We start from the raw sequence: 23,727 nt of genomic DNA, 5'->3' as shown, positions 1-23,727 counted from the left end.
GACCGTGTCTCAGTTCCAATGTGGGGGACCTTCCTCTCAGAACCCCTACTGATCGTTGCCTTGGTGGGCCGTTACCCCGCCAACAAGCTAATCAGACGCATCCCCATCCCTTACCGATAAATCTTTACTCAACGTCTGATGTCATCTGTTGAGTGCGTGCGGTATTAGTCTGCCTTTCGGCAGGTTATTCCACAGTAAGGGGAAGGTTGGATACGCGTTACTCACCCGTGCGCCGGTCGCCATCACGGTTTGCAAGCAAACCGCATGCTGCCCCTCGACTTGCATGTGTTAAGCCTATAGCTAGCGTTCATCCTGAGCCAGGATCAAACTCTCCATTGTAAAATATTGATTATATACCCTTCTCTCATCCGAGGACAAAAGGAAGGCATACATTGATTGTCTGTTCAGAACGCCTGTCTTTATTGTAGTCTAAAAAAACCTTTTATGTCAAAAATTGACGAGTCGTTTCTTTTACCCAAATACACATATATTATAAAACATAAGTGCACTCGATTCTTGTACTACTACTTCTCTGTTTATGTAAAATTCTTCAAAGAACGCTTCTTTATACGGCGAAAATCTCATACAAGACTCTCAGCCTTGCTATCAGTGAATCATAACTAAGTAAATGGTTACTCATTTCCTGAATGCGGATGCAAAGGTATAGACAATTTTTCAAACCACCAAACCTTTTCAAAAGAAAATTATAAAAAAATATTGTTTTAGATAAGGTTTGATGGTTTTTCTATTAATATAATAAGGTGTATTTATTAATAGAGTGAGTTGTACTCCTTTGATTATTTATTTTTCTCAAGCCATTCGAGACGACGTTGATCGGGCAAATGCTTTACGCTGAAGCTATCGAATCGTGCCTCAAAACCCTCACCATCGGGACAAGCAGCGGCCATACCTATCTGCATAGGAGTGTTGTCTGCCATCCATGCGTTGCGCATCATGACATAATTAACGTCGTCAAATGAATAGTAAACTTCTACTGCATCAAGACGCCGAACAGCCTTTATCCAAACATGTTTCACCGGTTTCTCAAGTTCAATCACACTCCAATCACTGGTGTGATGGGTAACGACGCAGCTCAAATTATACTTGCCATCGACAAACTCTATGCCTGCCTTGATGTAATTCTCCTTATCGATTCGCAACATCAGACACGCCTGATCGAAACGAACTTTATAATTGCCCGACAGCTTAACTTTAGCTTCAAACTCACCGCCATAGGTCGCATAGTAAAACGGAGCGTCATCAACGGTGAATCCATAATGAGATATGCGCCAATAATCGCTATGAGGCGTCACTTGCATAGAGAGCTGATTACCTTTTATACTCCATTTCGCGGGTTCATTAAACCATTGCATTCTTTCGAGTGTTTGCGCGGTTCCTGCCAACGACAGCGTCGCACAAGCCAATGTAAACAAAATTTTCTTCATCTTTAGCCTTGCTTATTTATCAATTGATTTTCTTAACTTTGCAAAGTTAAACCATTTTTCCGACTGCCACAATACTGATTATTAACCATTTATGAGCATAAAAATCATAGACCAACTCAACGAGAATCTGCTGCGACAAGCATTTGATGGCAATGTTGTCACCGACATGGAACGCTATTACAGACACATAGCAGCCATGTACTCTGCCATGGAAAACAGCATAGCCGTGCTAAGCAACATGAAAGAATCACAAAGTTACATTTATTATGGTGGCGCAGGCGAGCGGCTCGGCATAGCCAACAAAGGCGACATTCACGAAATCCACTCTATTTGGGAAGAAGAAATCCTCAGCCACGTCTACCCTTCCGACCTCATATCAAAGCAACTCCAAGAGCTCCACTTCTTCCATTTCGTAAAATCACAACCCACAAACTGCCGACATGACTACTGCATGGAAAGCACCCTAAGGATGAGCGACGCCGACGGCAACCTGCACCCTATGAGCCATCGAATCTTCTATTTTTCACCCCAAGACAGCGAAAGTCTGCACTTTGCCTTGTGCATCTACAACTTCACTACGCAAGCCACAAACCAATCGGGACACATCATCAACACGGCCACGGGTGACGTTATACAACTCTTACCACGCGACTTTCTCAGTCCTCTTTCCGAACGCGAGACCGAAATTTTGAAGCTCATAGCCTACGGAAAACGTAGCAAAGAGATAGCCGAAAGCCTGCACATCAGCATTAATACGGTAAACAGACACCGACAAAACATCCTTGAGAAGCTCAACGTAAGCAACTCTATGGAAGCCTGCAACTTGGCACAAAGGCTGCAACTGATATAGTTTCACGCCCGCTGCACAAATATTCCAAACCTCCATTGGGCAAATAAGAAAGTCCATTTTGTAAAATAAAAGGAGTGTTTTTTAACACTTCCACCCCCTCTCATCCAGCGAAGAAAGAAATCGTAAGATAGCCACCGAATCCCCGAAAACAAACGGCTCACCATGCACAAATCGGCTTTGAACTTATCAAAGCTCCCCTTTTAAACGCCTGAAGACTAACTTTCTCATCCCAAAAGTCCTCTTTCATTCGCTCAAAAGCCCACTCCCAAACAGGCAAAAGCCCACAACAAGGCCCTCAAAGGCCATGTTTCTATCGTCCAAATCGGGCAAAACAGCCTATCATTCTTTACAAACCATTGATTATCAGAACTATATAAATATAATAAAAGTCTGCATATTTGCCAACAAGAAATGTTTTTTCACGAATATGGAACGCAGTAAAAAGAGAATGTAAAAATAATTCTTAGTTTTTAAGAACCGTTAAGAAAGCGGAACAAAAAGCGCCTATACGCTCCTTGAACAACGATCCACGCAACGAAAAAGTAGTTGAAACGGAACCATAAAAAAGGATTATCTGCTCCTCACCATAAGGAAATCAACTCATCATCCACCACGCCCTATCACTAACCGACGGGCCTACACCGCTCTCCTGCGCCCACAAACAAACGATGTGACGCACGGGAAAAGCCTAATCATTGATAACTCCGCAATAAGGGCACTTGCCTTTCTGCCGAAGCGTCGAGCCACAATTGCCGCACTGATACACCACCCTACTGTTGCGAAAATACTGTCGCAACGCAAAAATAATGTAGCCTATCAACAACAAATAGCCCACATAATAAAGCGTGGAGATACTGAACACGATATAATTCACCGCGCAAACGGCCGCCAATCCACACAGATACATCACGCCATCGGCCAACGGCAACTCATGGCGAACGTCGTCCACGGCCGCCAATCCCACAATAAGCATGGCCCAAACCGATATGAGGAATATCTCCAAAATCAATGGCACGGAGAACGGATTGAGCGTAGGATGGAAATAAAAGTGGCGCCACGTCTCGGGCGCGAACATCTGAATGCTGGCATAAAAAGTAGCCGACATGGCCACGATAACGCAAAGCAAGGTGGGATAAAACGAACTGATGTCACGAAAATGCACGATATTGGCATTCTGCCTCATGAGTTTCCGCATCAGATAAACTACGCTGATAAGGATGATAATGACGAGAAAAATAAGCAGATGAACGTTGGAAAAGGTGTTGATAAACTGCGAAATAGGGTCATCAGGCACCACCGACGGCAACAATTTGCTCTCCTGAATCCATCCGAAAGTATCCTGATCACGAGCCAGTTGCACCCATACGGAGTCGCCGGCCACCAACGAGTCGGGCTTGATGATCCGAATATCGGCCACCACTAAATGATTGTTCTTATATACTTTCAGCGTATCAACGGGCAAACCCGATAGGATTTCCTCGGGCTGTTGCCGCATCAGTTCCAACGAATCCTTATCAACGATGAAATTAAAGTTATTCGTATAGTGATGCGTCGCTTGAAAAGACAACGAGTCCTGCTGGTGTTCGTTGTATAAAACCATGGCTCCCCGACGCGGAGCCGTCTTGTGGTAGCACGATGTCAGCAAAGCTACCAGCACCACGCAAAGCCACACCCAACTTTTACTTTTCCAATGATTCATCACTTATTGCCTTATTTTCTTATTCCGCGTAGATATTCATCTGACACTCATCACACTTAAATTCGAGTAGAAAACGTCGTCCGTCACCCAGCGTCAGATAAAGCGGCTCACGCCAAGTGGGCTTCTGTCCGCCCCTCTTCACACAATAGCCGAGCGAGTAACGAATGCAATGCCTGCACTGCATGACCAGCGGTCTGCCGCTCTTTTGCTCCACCTCGTAGGCCGGTTCTATCGTTTGCAGTTTCTCATTTTCGTAAAACTTCACCGCCGAAGTGTTGGAAATATTGTACAAATAGGGATAGTTACGATATTCAGGTTGCCATATCAGATTGGTCCCTGCCCCTTCCGATGTGGCAGAAACGACCGTCCGGGCCCTTCCTTCCGCAGCTTCCGCCAGCCGGGCGACCAACTGCCGTCGCAAGTCGGCCAACAAACTGCTGGGCACAAAGTAGCTTTCAGCCTCATCTTTCATGATAACACGCTCACAACAGTAAGGAGTATTGCCCAATTTAGTGAGCTGTCGGGCGATGTTTTCGGCCTGTGGCTTCTGCGCTTTCTGGTGTTCAAAGTTTACGTTGACGGTCTGTCCGCCGGCCGTCAACCTGAATCCATCGGCCGTCAGGCCAAACTCCATCTCCAATTCTATCTTTCTTTCGGCCGTCTTTCCGGCCAACAACTTCTCAAAAGCCTCGTCATTATTACGGTAAAGGCCCGTTCCGGGGCGCAGATTATCGGGCATTCGCATGGGGAAAAGTCTGTTTCCCTCGGCCCTATTTACCCTGAAGCCCTCTAACTCGTGCTCCTCATTGATGAAACAAAGCCCATCGCCGTTGGCAAAGGTTGCCGTTCCGGCCACGTTGAAGCTGTTGCCCCGAATCTCTTTTACCGTGCCAACATACTCTCCCATGGCCTTGGGCGTGTCAAAACTGGCTATGTCGGGTCGACGACCTTGCAAGAAATAGGAAGTGAAACCACGGTTAAAAGTTTTTTGAAGATTGGGTTCAAAATAATAGCTCACCCGCCCTTGTGACGCCCGTCGATAGCGGTCAGGGTGTTCTTTTACTATGGTATCCAACCGTTGGCTGTAGGCCGAGACCACATTTTTCACGTAGTTGACGTCTTTCAACCGGCCTTCTATCTTGAAAGAGCAGGCACCGGCGTCGGCCAACTCCTTCAGATGGTCTATTTGGCTCATGTCCTTCAAGCTCAACAAGTGGCGTTGGCGCTCTATCATGCGGCCGTTTGAATCGGACAAATCAAACTTCATGCGGCAGAACTGGGCGCATTCTCCACGGTTAGCCGACCGCTTAAAGCAGTATTGCGACGCATAACAAACGCCCGAATAGCTCACGCAGAGGGCACCGTGAACGAAGGCTTCGAGTTCCACTTCGGGCAAAGCCTCGTGTATCTCGCCTATCTCCGCGGCCGAAAGTTCACGTGCCAATACCACTCTTTGGAAGCCCCGATCGCTCAACCACTTTACTTTCTCCACGCTGCGGCTGTCACATTGCGTGCTGGCATGTAGCTGGAAACGGCGGTCAGGCATATCTTTCAATATGCGGGACAGCACGCCCATATCCTGCAAAAGCAGTGCGTCGATACCGGCTTCGTCGAGTTCTCGTATCATGGCCATGGTGTCTTCAAGCTCATGTTCATAAACGATGGTATTCACCGTTACGTGCACATGGGCGCCAAATTGGTGGGCATAACGACATAACTTCGCTATATCTTCCACGCTGTTACCTGCCGCCGCCCGTGCACCAAACCTACTTGCACCTATATATACGGCGTCGGCGCCATGGTCAATAGCCGCCATGCCACATGCCAAGTTCTTGGCCGGAGCCAATAACTCAAGTGTTCTTGCTTCCACTATCGTATGTCTTCTATGTTGTAAGGAGTCTCTTGATAAACGTAATAGTCTATCCAATTGCTATAAAAAAGGTTGGCCGAGGAGCGCCATGTCACCATAGGACCATTATCGGGATTGTCGTTTCGATAATAATTCTCGGGCATTTCAACGTCATTGCGCTTACCTAAATCCCTGCGATATTCTATATCGAGCGTGTTGGGAGCATACTCTAAATGGCCCGTTATGAAGAATTCACGGCCATTGCGAGCCATGACTATGCTCACGCCGCTATCGGGCGACTCTGAAATGATGGAGAGTTCGGGTACTCGCTCTATATCTTCGCGTCGCACTTCGGTATGCCTGCTTTGCGGCATGAAGTACATATCATCGAATCCACGGAAGATAGGCAGAAGGCTATCGAGCGGATATTGGCGGAATATTCCAAACTTCTTTTTGGGTAAGGGATGTTTCGGCACACCGTAGAAATGGTACAATCCGGCCTGCGCAGCCCAGCAAATATAGAGCGAACTCGTGACATGCGTACGTGCCCAGTCGAAGATTGTGGTCACTTCAGCCCAATACGACACGTCCTCGAATGGCATTTGCTCCACCGGGGCGCCCGTAACTATCATTCCGTCGAACTTCTGTTGACGCAATTCATCAAAGTCTTTATAAAACATCATCATGTGTTCTACGGGCGTATTCTTAGGAGTGTGGCTCTTCAACTTCATGAAATACACTTCCATTTGCAAGGGCGTATTCGATAACAAACGAATCAAATCGGTTTCGGTGGTTATCTTCAACGGCATAAGATTCAGAACAACGATTCTTAAAGGACGAATATCTTGGTTATGAGCTCTGGTATCATCCATCACAAAGATATTCTCTTTCTTCAGAAGTTCTATAGCAGGAAGTTTATCGGGTAATCGTAATGGCATATATAATCGTATAAAATAATACGATGCAAATATAAGAATTATCCGTGAAAAAAAAGAATATTAGCCCCTTATTGGCCCCAAACGGCCGATTATTCAATGGCAAACTCGGTCATCAACCACACCTTTTTATGGTCTATCATGACGGGAAGATAGTATCTGTAACGCCCCGATGGCGTGGGAAAAGCGTCGGGAGACAAGTTCGCAGTGCTCTTTATAGTCTGCCCGGGGCCAACTCCTATCGCCATATCATGGATGAATCTGGTCATTGGAAGCGCCCTCCACTTGCCTTGTGAATCGAGAAAAGCCACGTCGTATTCCTCCCCATAGATTACCTCTTGATTGCCCTCATTATGCAATACGGCGCCAACTTTACGCACGTCGTGGGGATATGTGTGCTGAATCGGCGTGAGATAAAGGCCCAATGTGTCCCTCACGGCCTTATACTTGATAAGCCCCGGCGTCGTAGGACCTTCAAACTTCATGAACGGACCGTCCATCAAATGCTCTCGTACCAGCCTTCTGTTCCTTGGAGAATCGAATATCAACCAAACCGTAATATCGTTTTCACCCAATCCAAAGCCCCCCATCACGCCGTTAGCGGGCGTTCCTTTCAACCACTTTCGCTCCATTATCTGCATTATTCGCTGCAGTTCACGATAAGAATAGTGGCGTTTTTCATAAGTGGGAGCGCTTTTAAGAGTGTCTGCTCCCGGCCTATGAACACTGTCCTTTTCATATTTTTGCTTCTTTGAAGTCTTGCCGCTATCGGCTCTTAACTCATGTTTCCGCTTGTCAGCCGCTTTTGTTTTCTTCGTCGATTGCTGATGACAGGAGGTCAAGAAGAAAAGGAACAGAAGAAAAAAGATGGTAATGCTCTGTTTCATCGCTTATCAGTAAAATAATACTTTATACCTATCCGCAGGCAAATATAGTCATTATATTTCACTTCTTCCTATAAAACAAAACATTTAAAACAGCCCCGACAGCTTTTTACTTAGGCTATCGGGGAACATGAATCATACGCCGTTACTTTATCTCCAGCCTCACTATGCGCTGGTTCATGTGCGTATAGAAATAGGGAATCTTATACATTAGCCGGGCCCACAGCGGGAAACGGCCCTGCTCATGGTCGCTCATGAAATACTCTTTTGCCAAGTGCAACTTCGTATGCCATGCCTCCATATCCCGCGTATGGAGCTCGGACCACTTAAACTTAGCAGCCTTTTCCATCTTCTTCAGGGCGTCATGCTTCCGTTCTTGCTTCACAAGCATGTAGGCAAGCATATCCATCAACACCGTCGCGCCATCCAAACGATTGCACAGTTCCATGAAAAAGGCCTTCACATCGTTGGGTTCAAAGTACATCAAAACGCCCTCAATGATTATCAGAATGGGCTTGCCGGAGGCTTTCACCGTATCTACCCATTGGTAATCAAACATGGAAAGAGACAAGTAAGTATTCTTTTCGGTCTCACCCAAATACTGCTTGCGCAAGTCGATAGCTTCTTTCAGGTCGAGATCATACCAATGACCTACCTGCGGACAGCCCAACCGTTGGTAACGTGCATCAATGCCCGCACCGAGCTGAATGACCACCGCGTCAGGATGATTTTTCAAAAACTCCAGCGTCTCTTGGTCTATAAGGCTCGCCCTGACACAACATCCCACCTGCGACATGGCCGCTTTCTTGAACTTGGAAAAGTCATAATCGATCTTCCGAATCATTTCCACGGCCTTTTCATCATGAATGAGTTTACCGCCGTTTTCAGTCTCTGTAGCCTTTGCCCATAGGGTAATGAGCATAGTTTCGGGTATCGCCGAAAGTTGATTTGCTTCCATTTCTATATGTGTTTAATGGTTAATAATTGAGATATATTTACTGCGTTTCAAAGGTAAAAAATACTGAATGGCAGCGCAATACCCAAAAATATGGATTTGAAAACCGTCCTTTCTTCCAAAAGAAATCCGTAACTTTGCAATATACAAGTTGAATGTGACAATGAATTTTACGACATACTGCAAGAAATATTTTATCGTTTTCCTCGCTTTCCCCTTATTGGTAAGCTGCGGAAACGGCAAAGACAATCCCTCCAAAGACGCCCAATCATCCACCGCAAAGCCTCTTCCCATCGACACGGCATTGCAGTCCCGACTGAAAGCTTTTGCCGCTAAGCCACGCCCGAAAGGCAACTTTGGCTTTGCTGTTTATGACCTGACAGCCGACAAACCGGTATATGGCACCCATGCGGACATGGCACAATCGTCAGCCTCATGTATGAAATTGTTGAGCGGTGTGGCCGGTCTTCATTTGCTTGGAACCAAACATTTATACTCCACTTCTATCTATACGCAAGGTCGTATGGTGAAAGATACCTTGTTGGGCACCGTCACTTTCCAAGCCGGACTTGACCCGCAGCTCAACGCCCCCGACCTTAAGATGTTCGCGGAGGCCCTCAAACGCAAGGGCATTAAGCACATTAAAGGCAAGATTAACATGGACCTGACGCTTACCGAGCCCGTAACAAGCGAGGCACATTGGTACCCTTGGGACCTTTCTTTCTCACGTTATGGGGTTTTCTACAAAGGTTTTGACCGCGTAAAGAACGAGTTTAAGGCCGCCATACGCAACCAAGGCATTGTCGTTGCCGACAGTCAATTCGTCAAAGGCCGCATACCTAAAGGCTCACATTGCATCTTCCGCTTCTATCGTTCCATAGACCGAGTGACCAAACGCATGTGGAAGAACAGCTCCAACACCCAAGCTACCGCCATGCTTTACACCATAGGACACAAGATTAACCCCAAAGGCAACTACACGGAAAGCGGTGTCGGCTACCTTAAAAAGTTCATGCGGGAGGAATTAGGGCTGCAAGATACGACGCTGGTCATTCACGATGGTTGCGGACTATGTACCTATAACCACCTCTCGCCCAACGCTTTGGTCAGCATACTGCGCTATGGCTACCAACACAAACCTATCTATCGGCTGCTTAGAAGTCAACTGGCCATAGCCGGAGTGGACGGCACCATGAGCCGTGAAATGGCCGGTCCGAAGACCCGAGGCAAAATAAGAGCCAAGACGGGCACCCTCTCCCATCCTTACGGAATCAGCTCTTTAGCCGGCTATTGTGAGGGAAGCAACGGCCACTTGCTGGCTTTCGCCATCATGGATACCGACATGTCGGTGCTCGACGCGCGCGTACTGCAACGCAAACTATGCGAGGCTATGGTAGAATAAAGCCCACCGTAAATATTTCACCTATTATATATATAAAGCTATGACACTAAGAGATATTGTACTTTCAACCGATTTTGATAAAACGGCGATGGCCCTAAGCCGCCTCTACCCGGCCGATGTGAACTACGAAGCCGAGTACCGCCAGCTCTTTGAAGCGCTGCAAACGGTAAAGCCTACCTTTGGTTTCTTCGAGAATGTTATCATCATCAGCCGCCTGAGATCAGGCCTGCTGGCCGCCGCCAACGTATTCCAAGGTTCCGTCAGCGACCTTGTAAGTAACCAAGTAGACAACCCTGCCAATGCCACCGCCGAAGAAATAGCGGCTGTTTTCATGCACGATTTCATCAATGGGCGCGACAATGGGTTTGACAATTTCAAACATGCGCTCGACTGACGGCTGAAAACCTAATCATCAAAAATAAGAAAATGCGTATTTCCATCTAATCAATATGGAAATACGCATTTGTTTTTAACCTCGCTGAAGGATTACCACAACTTCAAACGTTGCTCCTCCGGAATGTACAGTTTGTCGCCTTTCTTCACATCGAAAGCCTTATACCAAGCGTCAATATGGGGCAACGCGCCATTTACACGCCACTCGCCCAAGGCATGAGGATCACGCTTTACTCGGTTGCGAATCTCTTGTTCGGTGATGTTTTGTCCCCAAACGCCGGCATAAGCCAAGAAGAAACGCTGCTCGGGAGTGAAGCCATCCAAATTCTTCAACGGCTTCTTGGCCATGGCATTCTTGAGCGCGCTCAAGGCCACTTGCAATCCTCCGTGGTCAGCCAAGTTCTCACCCAGCGTGAAACGGCCGTTGGAATGCAGGCCCGGCAATACCTCTATAGCGTCAAAGAAGTCAGCATACATGTCGGCACGCTCGTTAAATCCCTTTGCGTCGTTGGCAGTCCACCAGTCCTTCATGTTGCCATCGGCGTCATACTGACGACCTTGGTCATCGAAACCGTGTGTCATTTCGTGGCCAATCACTACTCCGATAGCGCCATAGTTGAACGCATCGTCGGCCTTGGCGTCGAAGAATGGATACTGAAGAATGCCCGCCGGGAAGCAGATTTCATTGGTTGTAGGGTTATAATAAGCGTTAACCGTCTGTGGAGTCATGAGCCATTCGTCCTTATCAACGGGCTTACCGGCTCTCTCTTCTATGACTTTGTTCACCTCAAACTCACGACAAGCCAGCACATTCTCGTAGAATGACTTGGCAGGATCAATGTTGAGCTTGCTGTAATCGGTCCATTTATTGGGATAACCTATCTTAACATAGAACTTATCGAGCTTCTGATGAGCCGCTGCCTTGGTGGTATCGCTCATCCAAGTCTGCGCGTCGATACGCTCGCCAAGGCTGATCTGCAGGTTGCGAACCAACTGTTCCATCATCTTCTTGGAGGTTGCGGGGAAATAACGCTGGCAATATATCTTGCCCAAAGCCTCACCCATCACGCTCTCTACCTGATTGGTAGCACGCTTCCACAATGGGTAATCCTCCTTGCGGCCGCTCATCGTGCGACCAAAGAAGTCGAAATTGGCCTCCCGAATCTCATCGCTGAGGTAAGCGGAAGACGAACTGATGAGGTCCCACTGCATGATTGCCTTTCGCGCGGCGGCGTTCTCGGCGCCTATAATCTTGTCGAGTCCCATCAAGAAAGCCGGCTGTCCCACTACCATTTCCTGAATGTACTCACTCTTCACGCCTTGTGCGTTCATCGATTGCTCCAAGTTCAGGTTAGGATAATTGGCCTGAAAATCCTTCAAGGTCATCTTGTTGTAGTTAGCTTGCGGGTCACGCAGCTCGGTCATGCTCTTGGAGATGAGCGCCAACATGGTCTCATGCTGGAACACAGCCTCCATCTTCTCACGGGCAACAGCCTCCGAGAAACCGTAAAGACGGAACATCTTGACCAGATATTGCTTGAAAGCCTCACGTATTTGGACCGTAGCTTCGTCGTTATTAACGTAGTAATCTTTCTGTCCCAAGGTAAGTCCGCCTTGTCCGATGTTGAGAATGTTCATTGTAACATTCTTCTCATCGGCCGCAAATCCGGAGCCATAGCTCTCGCCCAAGCCCATGTAGGGATACTTCAGTTGTATGGCTTTCAAGGCCTCTTTGCTCGTGGCGGCCTCAATCTCGTCGAGCAACGGCTTAACGGGAGCTATGCCTTCCTTGTTGCGACGCTCCACGTCGAGCGCCTGCTTATAGAAATCAGACAGCTTCTGCTCGGTCGTTCCCTTCTTGTAAGTCTTCTTCTGAAGCTCTCCCAAGATAGTGTTGATACGCTTGTTGTTATCCTCCTGCAACTGGTCGAAGCTGCCAAAGCGGCTGTAAGCGGCAGGTAACGGGTTGTTCTTCTGCCATCCTCCGGTTGCGAACTCGTAGAAATCGTCAGCAGGACGCACTGTCTTGTTGAGATTCTGCATTCTCAATCCCGACTTGCTTTGGGCCGCGCCGGTCAACGGCATGGCTGCCATGGCCATAATCGGGAGAATCGTTTTCATGTTCATTGTTGTAAAAATTTATGTTGATTAAAATTCTTTCAGCTTTATGTTCCCACGCTCCGGCAAGGTTCTTCATACACTGCCGGCAAAGGGCTACCGCGCTTTCACTTCCTCCAAAGCCTCCGATAGGCCAAACCACTCTTCGTTAGCCTTGTCCAATTGCTTCATGAGCTCGGTATATTCGGTTATCAATTCCATGTTGGAAGCATTCTCGGACTTACACAGCAAACGGTCAATTTCCACCTTGCGAGCCTCGAAACGGGCAATGCGATCTTCGCATTCCTTGACCGCTTTCTCCGCTTTGCGCACTTTCTTCTGCTGCTCCTTATGGTCCGCATAACTCTGCTTGCCTGCCGAGGGAGCGCAGTCGATAGCCGCGGTGGGCTGTTGCGAGACTGCCGCCGCGGCCGATGAAGATAACGCCGCATTGATATTCTCGGCCTGATGAGCCCGCAGATAGTCGTAGATACCACCCAAATGCTCACGCACCCGACCGCCACCAAACTCATACACCTTGTCTACCAGCCCGTCGAGGAACTCTCGGTCGTGGCTCACAATGATGGCTGTACCGTCAAAAGCCTTAATGGCTTCCTTGAGAACGTCCTTTGACGGCATATCCAAATGGTTGGTCGGCTCGTCGAGAATCAGCAGGTTGACAGGCTCCAAGAGCAACTTTATCATGGCCAAACGGCTGCGTTCGCCGCCGCTAAGCACCTTTACCTTCTTCTCCGACGTTTCTCCGCCAAACATGAACGCCCCCAACAAGTCATTGATGCGAAGCCTCATGTCGCCCGTAGCCACACGGTCGATGGTGTCGTAAATACTGATGTCCTCATCGAGCAGTTGGGCCTGATTCTGCGCGAAATAGCCTATTTGGATGTTATGTCCTATTTTCAATTGCCCCGTGTAGGGAATCTCGTCCATGATACACTTCACAAGCGTGGATTTACCCTCGCCGTTCTTACCGACGAAAGCGACCTTCTCGCCACGCTTTATCGTAAGAGTTACGTCGGAGAAAACCGTGTGGGCACCGTAATCCTTGCGTAACTCGTCACAAATAACGGGATAATCGCCCGACCGAAGGCAGGGGGGAAACTTCAGGTGCATCACTTTGTTATCGACCTCATCCACCTCTATGGGCACAATCTTTTCGAGTTGCTTGATACGTTGCTGCACTTGCACGGCCTTGGTAGCCTGATAACGAAACCTATCGATGAAGGCCTTGATGTCGGCTATCTCCTTTTGTTGGTTTTCATAGGCCCTGAGTTGCTGCTCACGACGCTCCTTGCGCAGCACCACATACCGGTCATAGCTCACCCGATAATCCTCTACCCGACCGCAGGTTATCTCCAACGTGCGATTGGTAACGTTGTTGATAAACGCCCGGTCATGGCTTACCAACACCACGGCCTTGGCACTTTGCGACAAGAACTGCTCCAACCACTGGATACTTTCTATGTCAAGATGGTTGGTAGGCTCGTCGAGTAACAACACGTCGGGCCGCCTTAGCAATATCTTGGCCAGCTCTATACGCATGCGCCAGCCGCCGGAGAACTCGCTCGTAGGACGGTCGAAATCGGCTCGTTGGAAGCCAAGTCCGCTGAGCGTGCGCTCTATCTCGGCCTCGTAATTGTCGCCTCCAATCATCATGTAGCGCTCATGTTCCTGCGTGAAGGTCTCCACCAATTGGCTGTACGACTCGCTCTCATAGTCTGTGCGGTCGGCCATCTCCTGCTGCAAGCGCTCCAAGCGTTGCTTCATTTTGGTGTTGTCGGCAAATGCCTTGCGGGTTTCCTCCTTCACGGTGGTGTCATCCTGCAACTTCATTACCTGCGGCAGATAGCCTATTGTCGTGTCATTGGGAACGGCGACATTGCCGCCCGTGGGCTTTTGCAAGCCACATAATATCTTCAACATGGTAGATTTGCCGGCTCCATTCTTTCCAACCAGCGCTATACGGTCGCGATCGTTGATGACGAAACTTACATCCTGAAACAATGGTTTAACCCCAAATTCTACTTTTAATCCTTCTATCGAAATCATAACATCTGTCTGTATTCCTTGCAAAATTACGTCAAAACGACCAATATCGCAAAAAAATCAGATTCCTTTTTATAAAAGATAAGAAAGCGACTGCGGTTTTGTTTTATTTTAATTCTTTGAAAAAATAAATTCAGAATATTATTTACAAAATGCTCAAAATGCGGGCGTTATTTCGCGATAGAAAATCTTTGGGCGGAAATAACGTGATTTTTGGCTGTTTTGTAAGTATAAGATTATCAGACGGTTGTATTTTCTTTACAAATCGACGGGGCTGTTTCGGGCCCTCAAAGCAGGTGTTTTGACAGTTTTACCATGGCCTTTCAACCCTATGAAAGTTATGCTTTGAGGGGCTGAAAGGGCTGCTTTCAGCAAACGAAAAGGGCGCGTCGATACAGCCGAAGGCACGATTTGGCCGGTAGAAAGATAAAGTTCAAGGCTGTCATACGCTAAATGACGCCGAGAAAGAGCATGAGAAAATGGGATAAATATTTTACAAAATACGGCTTGCCACACATGTCTTTTTCCCGCAAACGACGGTCATTCGCCGACCGAAAACCACTCCGACTGCTCCAACCGTGCCACGGCCTGCGCCATGTCGGCCGCGAAACGATCGTGCGACCGCAAGAAATCCATACGCCCATCGGCCAACCACGCATAGAGCGCGGGGCTCATTTGCTGGGTGTAAGAGTCGATGGCGTACTCTATATCGTCACGCTGCCAAGCCATTGTTGAGCGATCGTAAACCTGCCATTTCTGATGAAAAAAGCAATAAGCTGCCTCCACGCTGTCTTTCGTTATCATACTTCACGGATTGATGGACTGCAAAATTATCACATTCTTCCCAATTACCCAAAAGGTCGACTTAATTTTATGCCACGCAAACGGTTGCCGTAATTTTTCCTTATCTTTGCACTCCTAAACCGTTAAGAAGATGAATATTTTTACCGATAAGATAGCTCGGGAGCTGCAATTGGCAGCCCCGCAGGTGGATAACGTGCTGCAACTGCTCGACGAGGGCTGCACCATTCCCTTCATAGCCCGCTACCGCAAGGAGCGCACCGGCTCGATGGACGAGGTAAGGATTCAGCAAATCAGCGAGCTGAACAATAGGCTGAAGGACATGGCTAAACGCAAGGAAACCATCCTGAAGACCATTGCCGAGCAGGGAAAACTGACCGACGAGCTGCAAAAGCGTATCGATGAGTGTTGGGACGCTACCGCCTTGGAGGATATTTACCTGCCTTTCAAGCCCAAACGGCGCACAAAGGCGCAGATAGCCCGTGAGCAGGGACTCGAACCATTGGCCACGCTCATTATGCTGCAACGTGAGCCCCATCCGGACAAGGCCGCCGAACGCTATGTGAAAGCGGGAGTTGAGAGTGTCGAGGCCGCACTGAAAGGAGCGCAGGACATCATCGCCGAGACCGTGAGTGAGGATGAGCAAACCCGCCAACAAGTAAGGTTGGTCTTCAAACGCAGCGCCGTGATTACGTCAAAGGTCGTGAAAAGCAAGATGCAGGAAGAGGGCGCGCAAAAGTATTCTGACTATTTCGACTTCAGCGAACCGCTAAAGCGTTGCTCCGGCCACCGCCTATTGGCCATGCGCCGTGGTGAGAACGAGGGTATGTTGCGGGTAAGTATCGACGTGGAAGAGGAGGAATGCACCGACCGCATCAAGCGTCGTTATGTGCATGGCTTGGGCCCTTGTCAGTGCCTTGTGGGCGAAGCGATTGACGATGCCTACAAACGGCTGATACGACCGTCCATCGAAACGGAGTTTGCCAATGCCGGTAAAGAGGCTGCCGACGACGATGCCATCCGTGTGTTTGTCGAAAACCTGCGCCAACTTCTTTTGGCCGCGCCGCTCGGACAGAAGCGAGTGATGGGTGTGGATCCGGGCATTCGCACGGGCTGTAAGGTGGTGTGTCTTGATGCGCAGGGCGATTTGCTTTTCCACACGGTCGTGTTTGCCGTTGGCGATAAGGCCAAAGGCGACGCGCTCAACAAGTTTGCGGGGATAGCACGGCGTTACAATGCCGAGGCCATCGCTGTGGGAAATGGTACCGCCGGTCGTGAGACGGCTGATATATTACGACAGATAAAGGACATCCCTACTTACGTGGTGAGCGAGGATGGGGCGTCTATCTACTCGGCGTCGCCTATTGCCCGTGAGGAATTTCCCGATGAAGATGTGACCGTGCGTGGCGCTGTTTCCATAGGACGACGACTCATGGATCCGCTGGCCGAGCTGGTAAAGATTGACGCCAAAAGCATTGGTGTGGGCCAATACCAGCATGACGTGAACCAAACGAAGCTGAAACATTCGCTGGATATGACCGTGGAAAGTTGTGTCAACTTGGTGGGTGTGAATCTTAATACGGCTTCCCGGCAGTTGCTGACCTATGTAAGTGGACTGGGACCGACGCTGGCCCAAAACATCGTTGATTATCGACGGGAGAATGGAGGCTTCACTTCGCGTGCCCAACTCAAGAAGGTTCCCCGATTAGGCAATGTGGCCTATCAGCAGTGCGCAGGCTTTTTACGGCTGCCCGAAGCCAAGAATCCGCTCGACAACTCGGCCGTCCATCCTGAGAGTTATCACATTGTGGAGCAGATGGCCAAGGACCAAGGCTGCACCGTAAAGGAGCTTATTCAGGATAAAAACAAGCAACAAGCTATCAACATAGGCCAATATGTAACGCCGGAGGTAGGACTTCCCACCCTCACCGACATCATGAAAGAGCTTGAGAAGCCCGGTCGTGACCCACGTGAGCAACTGGAAGAATTTGCTTTCGATGAGCATGTACATACGGTTGACGACCTTATCGAGGGCATGGAGCTGCCCGGTATCATCACGAACATCACTAATTTCGGTGCCTTTGTCGACATAGGCGTCCATCAGGATGGCTTGGTCCATATCTCACAATTGGCCAACCGCTTCGTCAGCGACCCTAACGAAGTGGTGAAACTCCATCAGCATGTGCGTGTAAAGGTCATCGAAATCGACCGCCGACGCAACCGTATCGCCTTGAGTATGAAGCAAGTAAACGCATAATATGAAGCAAGTAAACGCATAAGAGGAGGTCCACATTACTCGTGGACCTCCTCTTTTTTCCCTCCATCCTTCATTTCTCATAAAACATGATAGTTCTTTTCAACAGCCCGCTTCCTCACTACAAGCGCCTTCCCCACTTACTTCAAACCCGAAAACTTCCTTATTCACAAAGCCTATTTACATAAGAATAATACCTAATAAACAAACTATCGAAAAGAATTTCACAAGATAACAACAATCAAAAAAGCGTAGACTACTAATAGTAATCTACGCTTTTATTATGATAATGTAAGTTCTTTTATTTACTTAACCTTATCTACAATAGCCTTGAAAGCCTCAGGGTTGTTAACAGCGAGGTCAGCGAGAACCTTACGGTTAATCTCGATACCGGCCTTGTGAAGGGCACCCATCAATGTAGAATAGCTCATGTTTTCCAAACGAGCTGCAGCGTTGATACGCTGAATCCAAAGTGCACGGAATGTGCGTTTCTTGTTACGACGGTCGCGGTAAGCATAAGTAAGACCCTTTTCCCAAGTGTTCTTTGCTACTGTCCAGACATTCTTTCTTGCTCCATAATAACCCTTAGTGAGCTTCAGAATTCTTGTTCTCTTTGCTTTTGACGCAACGTGATTTACTGATCTTGGCATAGTTTTCTTCTAATTTAAAAAGTTCGACTAAAAAGTTAATAATTAACGGAGGCAGAGCAAGTCACGAACCTGCTTCATGTTTGTTACATCAACCAATGTCTGATGTACAAGGTTTCTCTTCTGCTTCTTTGTCTTCTTAGTCAGAATGTGACTGTGGTAAGCATGATGTCTTTTGATCTTACCAGTACCGGTGAATGCGAATCTCTTCTTTGCGCCGGAGTTTGTCTTTACTTTTGGCATTTTTTTGAATTTTAAATTGTTATTATAATCCGATGGCAACGCATATACCGGGCGTTACGCATCTTGTTTTTGTCAATTAATCTTCTGCGCTTTCAGCAAGTTTACGTAAGGCTTCACCACCTTTAGCGTTGGCAAGTCCATTGTTTTCAGCAATCGTTTCTTGCTCTAAAGTCTGACCTGCCTTGGCCTCAGCCTCACGCTTTTCACGATCCATCTTCTGTTGGCTCTTCTTTGCTATGCCCGCTTTCTTCGGCGAAAGATAAAGGAACATCTTCTTACCTTCCAACTTTGGCATTTGCTCTACCTTGCCATATTCTTCCAAATCATTGGCAAAACGGAGGAGAAGTACCTCACCTTGTTCCTTGAAAAGGATGGAACGACCGCGGAAAAACACGTAAGCACGCACCTTATTGCCCTCATTGAGGAACTCCTGAGCATGCTTCAACTTGAACTGATAGTCGTGCTCATCGGTCTGGGGGCCAAAACGTATTTCCTTAACCTCCACCTTTACCTGCTTCTGCTTCATCTCTTTCTGATGTTTCTTCTGCTGATAAAGGAATTTTGAATAGTCGATGATACGGCAAACAGGCGGTTGTGCATTCGGGGAAATCTCTACCAAGTCGACTCCTTGCTGATGAGCTAAGTCCAATGCCTTACGTGTCGGCATGACCTCGGCGCCACCTTCGCTTACCACTCTTACTTCACGTACACGTATTTGTTCATTAATACGGTACTGACTTTTCATTTTGTCATTCTTCATTCAACTATTTTGATGTAATGTGCTTATTTTTGCTAAACGGCTGCAAAGTTACGCCTTTTCGGCCAAACGGCCAAACTTTTGTCTTTATTTTTATCAATATAGCGCAACTCAACCTACTCATAACCAATTAAGAAATGCATTTGGAGGAGGAATCTATCGCCATTTGGTTTTCACCCATAGCTTCTACTTGCCTACAATATAGGCCGCATAATGCGCTGACAAACATTCGGTAACCCGCTGTTTGTACAAATCCATGCTGTTTCGGGGAACCGTTATCGTGAACTTCTCGAAGCTATTAAACAGATTCTCGCCCATAGCCGGTGGCACCTCTGACTGAAACTCGATGTTCTTCAGGCGATGGCAATAAGTAAAAGCATTATCACCAACAAACGAAACCGACGCGGGCAGGACGATATGATCTAAATTCTCTGCATTTGAAAAGGCTGCGTTCTTTATACTTTTAAGACTGGATGGCAGTTCTATCACCTTGGTATTAAAACAGCAGGTAAGGCCTTGTTCCGCAATTTCGGTAATACCTTTCGGCACCATGATTACCTCAGGAGCCTTTCCAACCCAGCCAACAAGGCAGGTATCATGGGCTATGATAAAGAAATTATCTACCTTTTTATATCGGGGATTAGCTATATAAAGTCCTTTACCATCCGTCATCCGCGCGAAATAAGGTTGCAATACCGTCTTTTTTCCCAATACTTTCAGCAATGAAAGCGAATCACAATCCGTAAAACTACGGCTCATCAACGTATCAACCTGAGCAGGGATAACAATAGAACGCAGGTTACAATTACGAAAAGTATGACGAGAAACACGACTCACCGACGTGAAATGACGAAACTCATCGAAACGAGTTATAAAACTACGGGCGAACGCCAACCGAACATCCTTTACCGAAGCAGCCTCGCGATAGCTCAAATAGCCATCACCATCGGTGTCCCAATTGGCCACACAAATTTGACCAACCTTAGCTTCCTTAAAGACGATCAACCCCTTGGCTTTAGCCAATGCGGGATTAGGATTGGCATAAGGCTTGACTTGTTTCCTATCAAACCGATAGTATCGGCTACCCTCCGCGTCACGGCTCAATAACAAACAACCACGCTGTATATCAAGGATATAAAAAGCACTACTGTCGATTTTCCCCTCCGGCGACTTGGTTATCACCACCAACTTGTCATTATTGAAATGCCATTTCCACTCTTTTTGCGCAGGAACTTTCTCACTGCCCATGACCATAACGGGGAAATCCGACCGTGAAAGCAGACGAACATTCAACGCTCCTTCATTGATATGCTTATCGCTAAGCATAACATTCACTTCCTCGTCTTTCTCGTTGTAGTCCCACCAACCGGCCATACCGCTGATACCGAAGACCTTATACGCATTCATCTTACCATTGGAAATCTCGGGAATGACGACTACCCTATCGCTTTTATTGATACGTCCCAACAGCCGCCCCTCGTTCCTTGCGGCAACCACATCAAACACTCTGACAACACCCGACGGGGTCTTCACCGTGAGTGAAGTCGCATCAATATGTTGCACTACGCCATAAACATTGAAATCAGCCGAAGAGTTTAACCGCATACTCATGGGCATTCGCCAACGATAGCGTATGGCATTGCCCGCTTTATCGAACGCCACGGAACGGGCCCGTATGCGCATAGTGGCCGACACCAAAGAATCAGCCAAAGCCTTGTCGGGTGAATCCAATACGCGCGCATGGGTCAAACGGCCATCTTTCTCTACAACAAACTCCACCTGAATATCCATTCTTAACGCAGGCAATGCGGCAAACCTTGTATGGCTAAACACTTCCAACCACTGCCTCGACGGCTCATGCCGATAATTGAGCACGGGCATTTGAGCACAATTATCGTAAATAACCGTGTCCTCACTCCGGCCCTCCGCCCGCGCCGCATTTACGCTAAGGACCAAAAGCAGCAGGAACCTTAAAAGACGAAAGCAATAACTGTTCATTAAAAATCTACTTTCATTAAATATCCAACATTTACCGACAAACACATTCTTCACCTATTTATATATAATGTAAAAACCATGAGCAGCCCATGAAAAACAAGAACTCCCCAAGCCCAAAAGGCCTGAGGAGTTGGTATTCTACATATTTACTATTAATCGTTAAGGGCTTTCAGCATATCGGCGATTTCGTCATTGATACGCTGCGCAAACTCTTCTTTGCTCATGGTGGCTTGCTCGCCACCACCCTGCTTACGCATGGAAACAAGCCCTTCGGCTGCTTCCTTCTCACCAACAATCACCATATAAGGCACACGCTTCAACTCGTTGTCACGAATCTTGCGGCCTATTTTCTCATTACGATCATCGATAAGTGAGCGGATATTGGCCTTTGCCAAGAAGTCGGAAACCTCTTTAGCGTAATCGTTATACTTCTCGGAAATAGGCAAAATAGCCACTTGGTCAGGCGTAAGCCACAAGGGGAAATGGCCAGCGGTATGCTCTATCAACACAGCGGTGAAGCGTTCGAGTGAGCCAAACGGCGCACGGTGAATCATCACGGGCGTTTGCTTAGAGTTATCCTCGGCGGTATACTCCAACTTGAAGCGGGCAGGCAGGTTGTAGTCTACCTGAATAGTTCCCAACTGCCACTTGCGACCAATGGCGTCCTTCACCATGAAGTCGAGCTTAGGACCGTAGAAAGCGGCCTCGCCAATCTCCTCATGGGCTTGCAAACCCATTTCCTTGCAAGCCTCACGAATGGCGTTTTGGCTTTCTTCCCATATATCGTCTGAACCGATATACTTCTCTTTATCCTTCGGATCACGTAGCGAAATCTGTGCCTCATAGTTCTCAAAATTGAAGGTCTTAAAGACTTTCAAGATGATGTCAATGACATTCTCGAACTCCGCACGCACCTGATCGGGACGCACAAAGATATGGGCATCGTCCTGCGTAAAGTTACGAACACGGGTCAATCCATGAAGCTCACCGCTCTTCTCGTAGCGGAATACGGTACCAAACTCTGCGATACGCAACGGTAAATCCTTGTAAGAGCGGGGCTTACGGGCGTAAATTTCGCAGTGGTGAGGACAGTTCATAGGCTTCAACATGTATTCCTCATCCTCCTCGGGAGTGCGGATGGGCTGGAACGCATCCTTGCCATAGTGGGCATAATGGCCCGAAGTAACATAGAGGCTCTTGCCTCCAATGCCCGGAGTTATCACCTCTTTATAATTATAGGGGCGCAAAAGTCCGCGTAAGAACTCCTGCAGGCGCAGGCGCAAGTCGGTTCCCTTGGGCAACCAAATGGGCAAACCCTTACCTACTCTATCGGAGAACATGAACAGTTCCATCTCCTTACCTATCTTGCGATGGTCTCGCTTCTTAGCCTCCTCAAGCATGACCAAATACTCATCGAGTAGCTTTTTCTTGGGGAAAGTGATACCGTAGATACGGGTCATCTGCTCACGCTTGGCGTCGCCACGCCAGAAAGCGCCGGCAACACTTGTTATCTTGATAGCCTTGATGGCACCCGTAGAAACAAGGTGCGGACCACGGCAAAGGTCGGTGAAGTTACCTTGTGAATAGGTAGAAATGGTGCCATCTTCCAAGTCTTGGTCGATATGTTCGCACTTATACTCCTGTCCGTCGGCCTTAAACTCTTTAAGCGCGTCGGCTTTCGATACTTCCTTACGGACTACGGCCTCGTCTTTCTTGGCCAATTCCCTCATCTTCTCCTCTATCTTAGCGAAGTCGTTCTCGGAAATAACTTGTCCCGTAGGAGGCATTACGTCGTAGAAAAATCCGTTCTCCACGGCCGGACCGAAACCAAATTGGATACCGGGATAAAGCTCTTGCAGGGCCTCTGCCAGCAAGTGGGCTGATGTGTGCCAGAACGTGTGCTTACCTTCTTCATCGTCAAACTTATAAAGCGCTATCTTAGCGTCTTCCATTATAGGACGATTCAGCTCTACTGTTTCGCCATTAACTCCGCAAGATACAACGTCACGGGCGAGAGCCGGCGAAATGCTCTCGGCGATTTGCAAACCAGTTACGCCCTGTTCATACTCACGAACAGATCCGTCTGGGAATGTGATTTTTACCATAACAACTAGTATTTTTTTAATCAAGGGCAAAAATAACACTATTTTTCCGAATGGGGTAACAAATGTATGGAAAAGTGAAAACCTTTTGCCGGTAAGACCGAAATAAGTAAGAAAGTGCTTACATATCCATGAATTATCACCCGGAAATAGAACGTTTTTAAAACAAGTGCTTAATCTTCCTAAAACCAAATGCCCCATAAATAACATGACGGGGCCTTCAACAATGCTCCGGTTATCTACGAATCAAACTATGAATTATATTTACAAAGCGGTAAAAATACGTGCGTTATTTTAGAAAATAAAAAACATCGGCCCGAAATAACGCATTTTTCAACACATTCATAAAGCA

18 protein-coding genes and 1 rRNA gene are annotated in these 23,727 nt (G+C 47.7%); 4 read left to right on the top strand and 15 right to left on the bottom strand.

Features of this window, described 5'->3' with window-relative positions:
• Positions 1 to 339, bottom strand: a 16S ribosomal RNA gene (locus VIR50_RS09025); the annotation flags it as partial.
• A 458-nt stretch (positions 340 to 797) separates the two neighbouring features.
• Positions 798 to 1,445, bottom strand: coding sequence for a DUF1349 domain-containing protein (locus VIR50_RS09020; protein WP_331934799.1), 648 nt, complete (start codon positions 1,443 to 1,445; stop codon positions 798 to 800).
• A 91-nt stretch (positions 1,446 to 1,536) separates the two neighbouring features.
• On the opposite strand from VIR50_RS09020, the gene VIR50_RS09015 reads away from it, so the two are divergent.
• Positions 1,537 to 2,295, top strand: coding sequence for a response regulator transcription factor (locus VIR50_RS09015; RefSeq protein WP_331934798.1), 759 nt, complete (start codon positions 1,537 to 1,539; stop codon positions 2,293 to 2,295).
• Positions 2,296 to 2,983: 688 nt separating this feature from the next.
• On the opposite strand, the gene VIR50_RS09010 is transcribed toward VIR50_RS09015, so the two are convergent.
• The 5 genes from VIR50_RS09010 to VIR50_RS08990 form a co-directional block, all read right to left on the bottom strand.
• Entirely contained in the window at positions 2,984 to 3,994 is a 1,011-nt protein-coding gene (locus VIR50_RS09010) for a zinc ribbon domain-containing protein (RefSeq protein WP_331934797.1), read from the bottom strand.
• A gap of 19 nt (positions 3,995 to 4,013) precedes the next feature.
• Positions 4,014 to 5,810, bottom strand: a complete 1,797-nt coding sequence (locus VIR50_RS09005) for a peptidase U32 family protein (RefSeq protein ID WP_331934804.1) — start codon at positions 5,808 to 5,810, stop codon at positions 4,014 to 4,016.
• A gap of 53 nt (positions 5,811 to 5,863) precedes the next feature.
• Entirely contained in the window at positions 5,864 to 6,781 is a 918-nt protein-coding gene (gene metA / locus VIR50_RS09000; RefSeq protein WP_331934796.1) for a homoserine O-acetyltransferase MetA, read from the bottom strand.
• Between the two features lie 89 nt (positions 6,782 to 6,870).
• Positions 6,871 to 7,665: an immunoglobulin-like domain-containing protein gene (locus VIR50_RS08995; RefSeq protein WP_331934795.1), complete on the bottom strand. Its 795-nt coding sequence runs from the start codon at positions 7,663 to 7,665 to the stop codon at positions 6,871 to 6,873.
• 142 nt (positions 7,666 to 7,807) lie between these two features.
• Positions 7,808 to 8,620, bottom strand: coding sequence for a class I SAM-dependent methyltransferase (locus tag VIR50_RS08990; protein ID WP_331934794.1), 813 nt, complete (start codon positions 8,618 to 8,620; stop codon positions 7,808 to 7,810).
• A gap of 160 nt (positions 8,621 to 8,780) precedes the next feature.
• Between VIR50_RS08990 and VIR50_RS08985 the strand changes: the two genes are divergently transcribed.
• Both VIR50_RS08985 and VIR50_RS08980 read left to right on the top strand, forming a co-directional pair.
• The gene (locus tag VIR50_RS08985) at positions 8,781 to 10,019 is read left to right on the top strand and encodes a D-alanyl-D-alanine carboxypeptidase/D-alanyl-D-alanine-endopeptidase (protein WP_331934793.1); all 1,239 of its coding nucleotides are present in this window, start codon (positions 8,781 to 8,783) and stop codon (positions 10,017 to 10,019) included.
• Between the two features lie 40 nt (positions 10,020 to 10,059).
• On the top strand, positions 10,060 to 10,413 hold the full coding sequence (locus VIR50_RS08980) for a hypothetical protein (protein ID WP_331934792.1): 354 nt from the start codon (positions 10,060 to 10,062) through the stop codon (positions 10,411 to 10,413).
• A gap of 92 nt (positions 10,414 to 10,505) precedes the next feature.
• Here VIR50_RS08980 and VIR50_RS08975 read toward each other — a convergent pair whose 3' ends face one another.
• The 3 genes from VIR50_RS08975 to VIR50_RS08965 form a co-directional block, all read right to left on the bottom strand.
• The gene (locus VIR50_RS08975; protein WP_331934791.1) at positions 10,506 to 12,539 is read right to left on the bottom strand and encodes a M13 family metallopeptidase; all 2,034 of its coding nucleotides are present in this window, start codon (positions 12,537 to 12,539) and stop codon (positions 10,506 to 10,508) included.
• A gap of 87 nt (positions 12,540 to 12,626) precedes the next feature.
• A complete protein-coding gene (locus VIR50_RS08970; protein WP_331934790.1) occupies positions 12,627 to 14,576 on the bottom strand; it encodes an ABC-F family ATP-binding cassette domain-containing protein in 1,950 nt (649 codons plus the stop codon).
• 537 nt (positions 14,577 to 15,113) lie between these two features.
• A complete protein-coding gene (locus tag VIR50_RS08965) occupies positions 15,114 to 15,377 on the bottom strand; it encodes a hypothetical protein (protein ID WP_331934789.1) in 264 nt (87 codons plus the stop codon).
• A gap of 130 nt (positions 15,378 to 15,507) precedes the next feature.
• On the opposite strand from VIR50_RS08965, the gene VIR50_RS08960 reads away from it, so the two are divergent.
• Positions 15,508 to 17,631 carry a Tex family protein gene (locus VIR50_RS08960; protein ID WP_331934788.1) on the top strand — a complete coding sequence of 708 codons (2,124 nt, stop codon included), beginning with the start codon at positions 15,508 to 15,510 and terminating at the stop codon, positions 17,629 to 17,631.
• Between the two features lie 302 nt (positions 17,632 to 17,933).
• Here the strand turns inward: VIR50_RS08960 and rplT are convergent, their stop codons facing one another.
• The 5 genes from rplT to thrS form a co-directional block, all read right to left on the bottom strand.
• Positions 17,934 to 18,278 carry a 50S ribosomal protein L20 gene (gene rplT / locus VIR50_RS08955; RefSeq protein ID WP_314754681.1) on the bottom strand — a complete coding sequence of 115 codons (345 nt, stop codon included), beginning with the start codon at positions 18,276 to 18,278 and terminating at the stop codon, positions 17,934 to 17,936.
• A 42-nt stretch (positions 18,279 to 18,320) separates the two neighbouring features.
• The gene (gene rpmI / locus VIR50_RS08950) at positions 18,321 to 18,518 is read right to left on the bottom strand and encodes a 50S ribosomal protein L35 (protein ID WP_331934787.1); all 198 of its coding nucleotides are present in this window, start codon (positions 18,516 to 18,518) and stop codon (positions 18,321 to 18,323) included.
• Positions 18,519 to 18,594: 76 nt separating this feature from the next.
• Positions 18,595 to 19,278 (bottom strand): translation initiation factor IF-3, encoded by a 684-nt coding sequence (infC, locus tag VIR50_RS08945; protein ID WP_331934786.1) that lies wholly within the window; start codon positions 19,276 to 19,278, stop codon positions 18,595 to 18,597.
• A gap of 183 nt (positions 19,279 to 19,461) precedes the next feature.
• Positions 19,462 to 21,273 carry a leucine-rich repeat domain-containing protein gene (locus VIR50_RS08940; protein ID WP_331934785.1) on the bottom strand — a complete coding sequence of 604 codons (1,812 nt, stop codon included), beginning with the start codon at positions 21,271 to 21,273 and terminating at the stop codon, positions 19,462 to 19,464.
• A 152-nt stretch (positions 21,274 to 21,425) separates the two neighbouring features.
• A complete protein-coding gene (gene thrS, locus VIR50_RS08935) occupies positions 21,426 to 23,378 on the bottom strand; it encodes a threonine--tRNA ligase (RefSeq protein WP_331934784.1) in 1,953 nt (650 codons plus the stop codon).
• Positions 23,379 to 23,727: the final 349 nt, after the last annotated feature.

The organism is Prevotella sp. (genome assembly GCF_036570325.1).
In the GTDB taxonomy this organism is placed as follows: Bacteria; Bacteroidota; Bacteroidia; order Bacteroidales; family Bacteroidaceae; genus Prevotella.
The sequence above is the reverse complement of the archived record's forward strand: the minus strand, read 5'-3'. Positions and strand labels throughout refer to the sequence as shown.

Coding starts and splice junctions, on each gene's coding strand:
- VIR50_RS08990 (WP_331934794.1), bottom strand. CDS start 8,620: ATGGAAGCAAATCAACTTTCGGCGATACCCGAAACTATGCTCATTACC.
- VIR50_RS08965 (WP_331934789.1), bottom strand. CDS start 15,377: ATGATAACGAAAGACAGCGTGGAGGCAGCTTATTGCTTTTTTCATCAG.
- VIR50_RS08995 (WP_331934795.1), bottom strand. CDS start 7,665: ATGAAACAGAGCATTACCATCTTTTTTCTTCTGTTCCTTTTCTTCTTG.
- VIR50_RS08960 (WP_331934788.1), top strand. CDS start 15,508: ATGAATATTTTTACCGATAAGATAGCTCGGGAGCTGCAATTGGCAGCC.
- rplT (WP_314754681.1), bottom strand. CDS start 18,278: ATGCCAAGATCAGTAAATCACGTTGCGTCAAAAGCAAAGAGAACAAGA.
- VIR50_RS08985 (WP_331934793.1), top strand. CDS start 8,781: ATGAATTTTACGACATACTGCAAGAAATATTTTATCGTTTTCCTCGCT.
- VIR50_RS08940 (WP_331934785.1), bottom strand. CDS start 21,273: ATGAACAGTTATTGCTTTCGTCTTTTAAGGTTCCTGCTGCTTTTGGTC.
- VIR50_RS08980 (WP_331934792.1), top strand. CDS start 10,060: ATGACACTAAGAGATATTGTACTTTCAACCGATTTTGATAAAACGGCG.
- VIR50_RS09005 (WP_331934804.1), bottom strand. CDS start 5,810: ATGGCGGCTATTGACCATGGCGCCGACGCCGTATATATAGGTGCAAGT.
- VIR50_RS09020 (WP_331934799.1), bottom strand. CDS start 1,445: ATGAAGAAAATTTTGTTTACATTGGCTTGTGCGACGCTGTCGTTGGCA.
- rpmI (WP_331934787.1), bottom strand. CDS start 18,518: ATGCCAAAAGTAAAGACAAACTCCGGCGCAAAGAAGAGATTCGCATTC.
- VIR50_RS09010 (WP_331934797.1), bottom strand. CDS start 3,994: ATGAATCATTGGAAAAGTAAAAGTTGGGTGTGGCTTTGCGTGGTGCTG.
- thrS (WP_331934784.1), bottom strand. CDS start 23,378: ATGGTAAAAATCACATTCCCAGACGGATCTGTTCGTGAGTATGAACAG.
- VIR50_RS09015 (WP_331934798.1), top strand. CDS start 1,537: ATGAGCATAAAAATCATAGACCAACTCAACGAGAATCTGCTGCGACAA.
- VIR50_RS08975 (WP_331934791.1), bottom strand. CDS start 12,539: ATGAACATGAAAACGATTCTCCCGATTATGGCCATGGCAGCCATGCCG.
- infC (WP_331934786.1), bottom strand. CDS start 19,278: ATGAAGAATGACAAAATGAAAAGTCAGTACCGTATTAATGAACAAATA.
- metA (WP_331934796.1), bottom strand. CDS start 6,781: ATGCCATTACGATTACCCGATAAACTTCCTGCTATAGAACTTCTGAAG.
- VIR50_RS08970 (WP_331934790.1), bottom strand. CDS start 14,576: ATGATTTCGATAGAAGGATTAAAAGTAGAATTTGGGGTTAAACCATTG.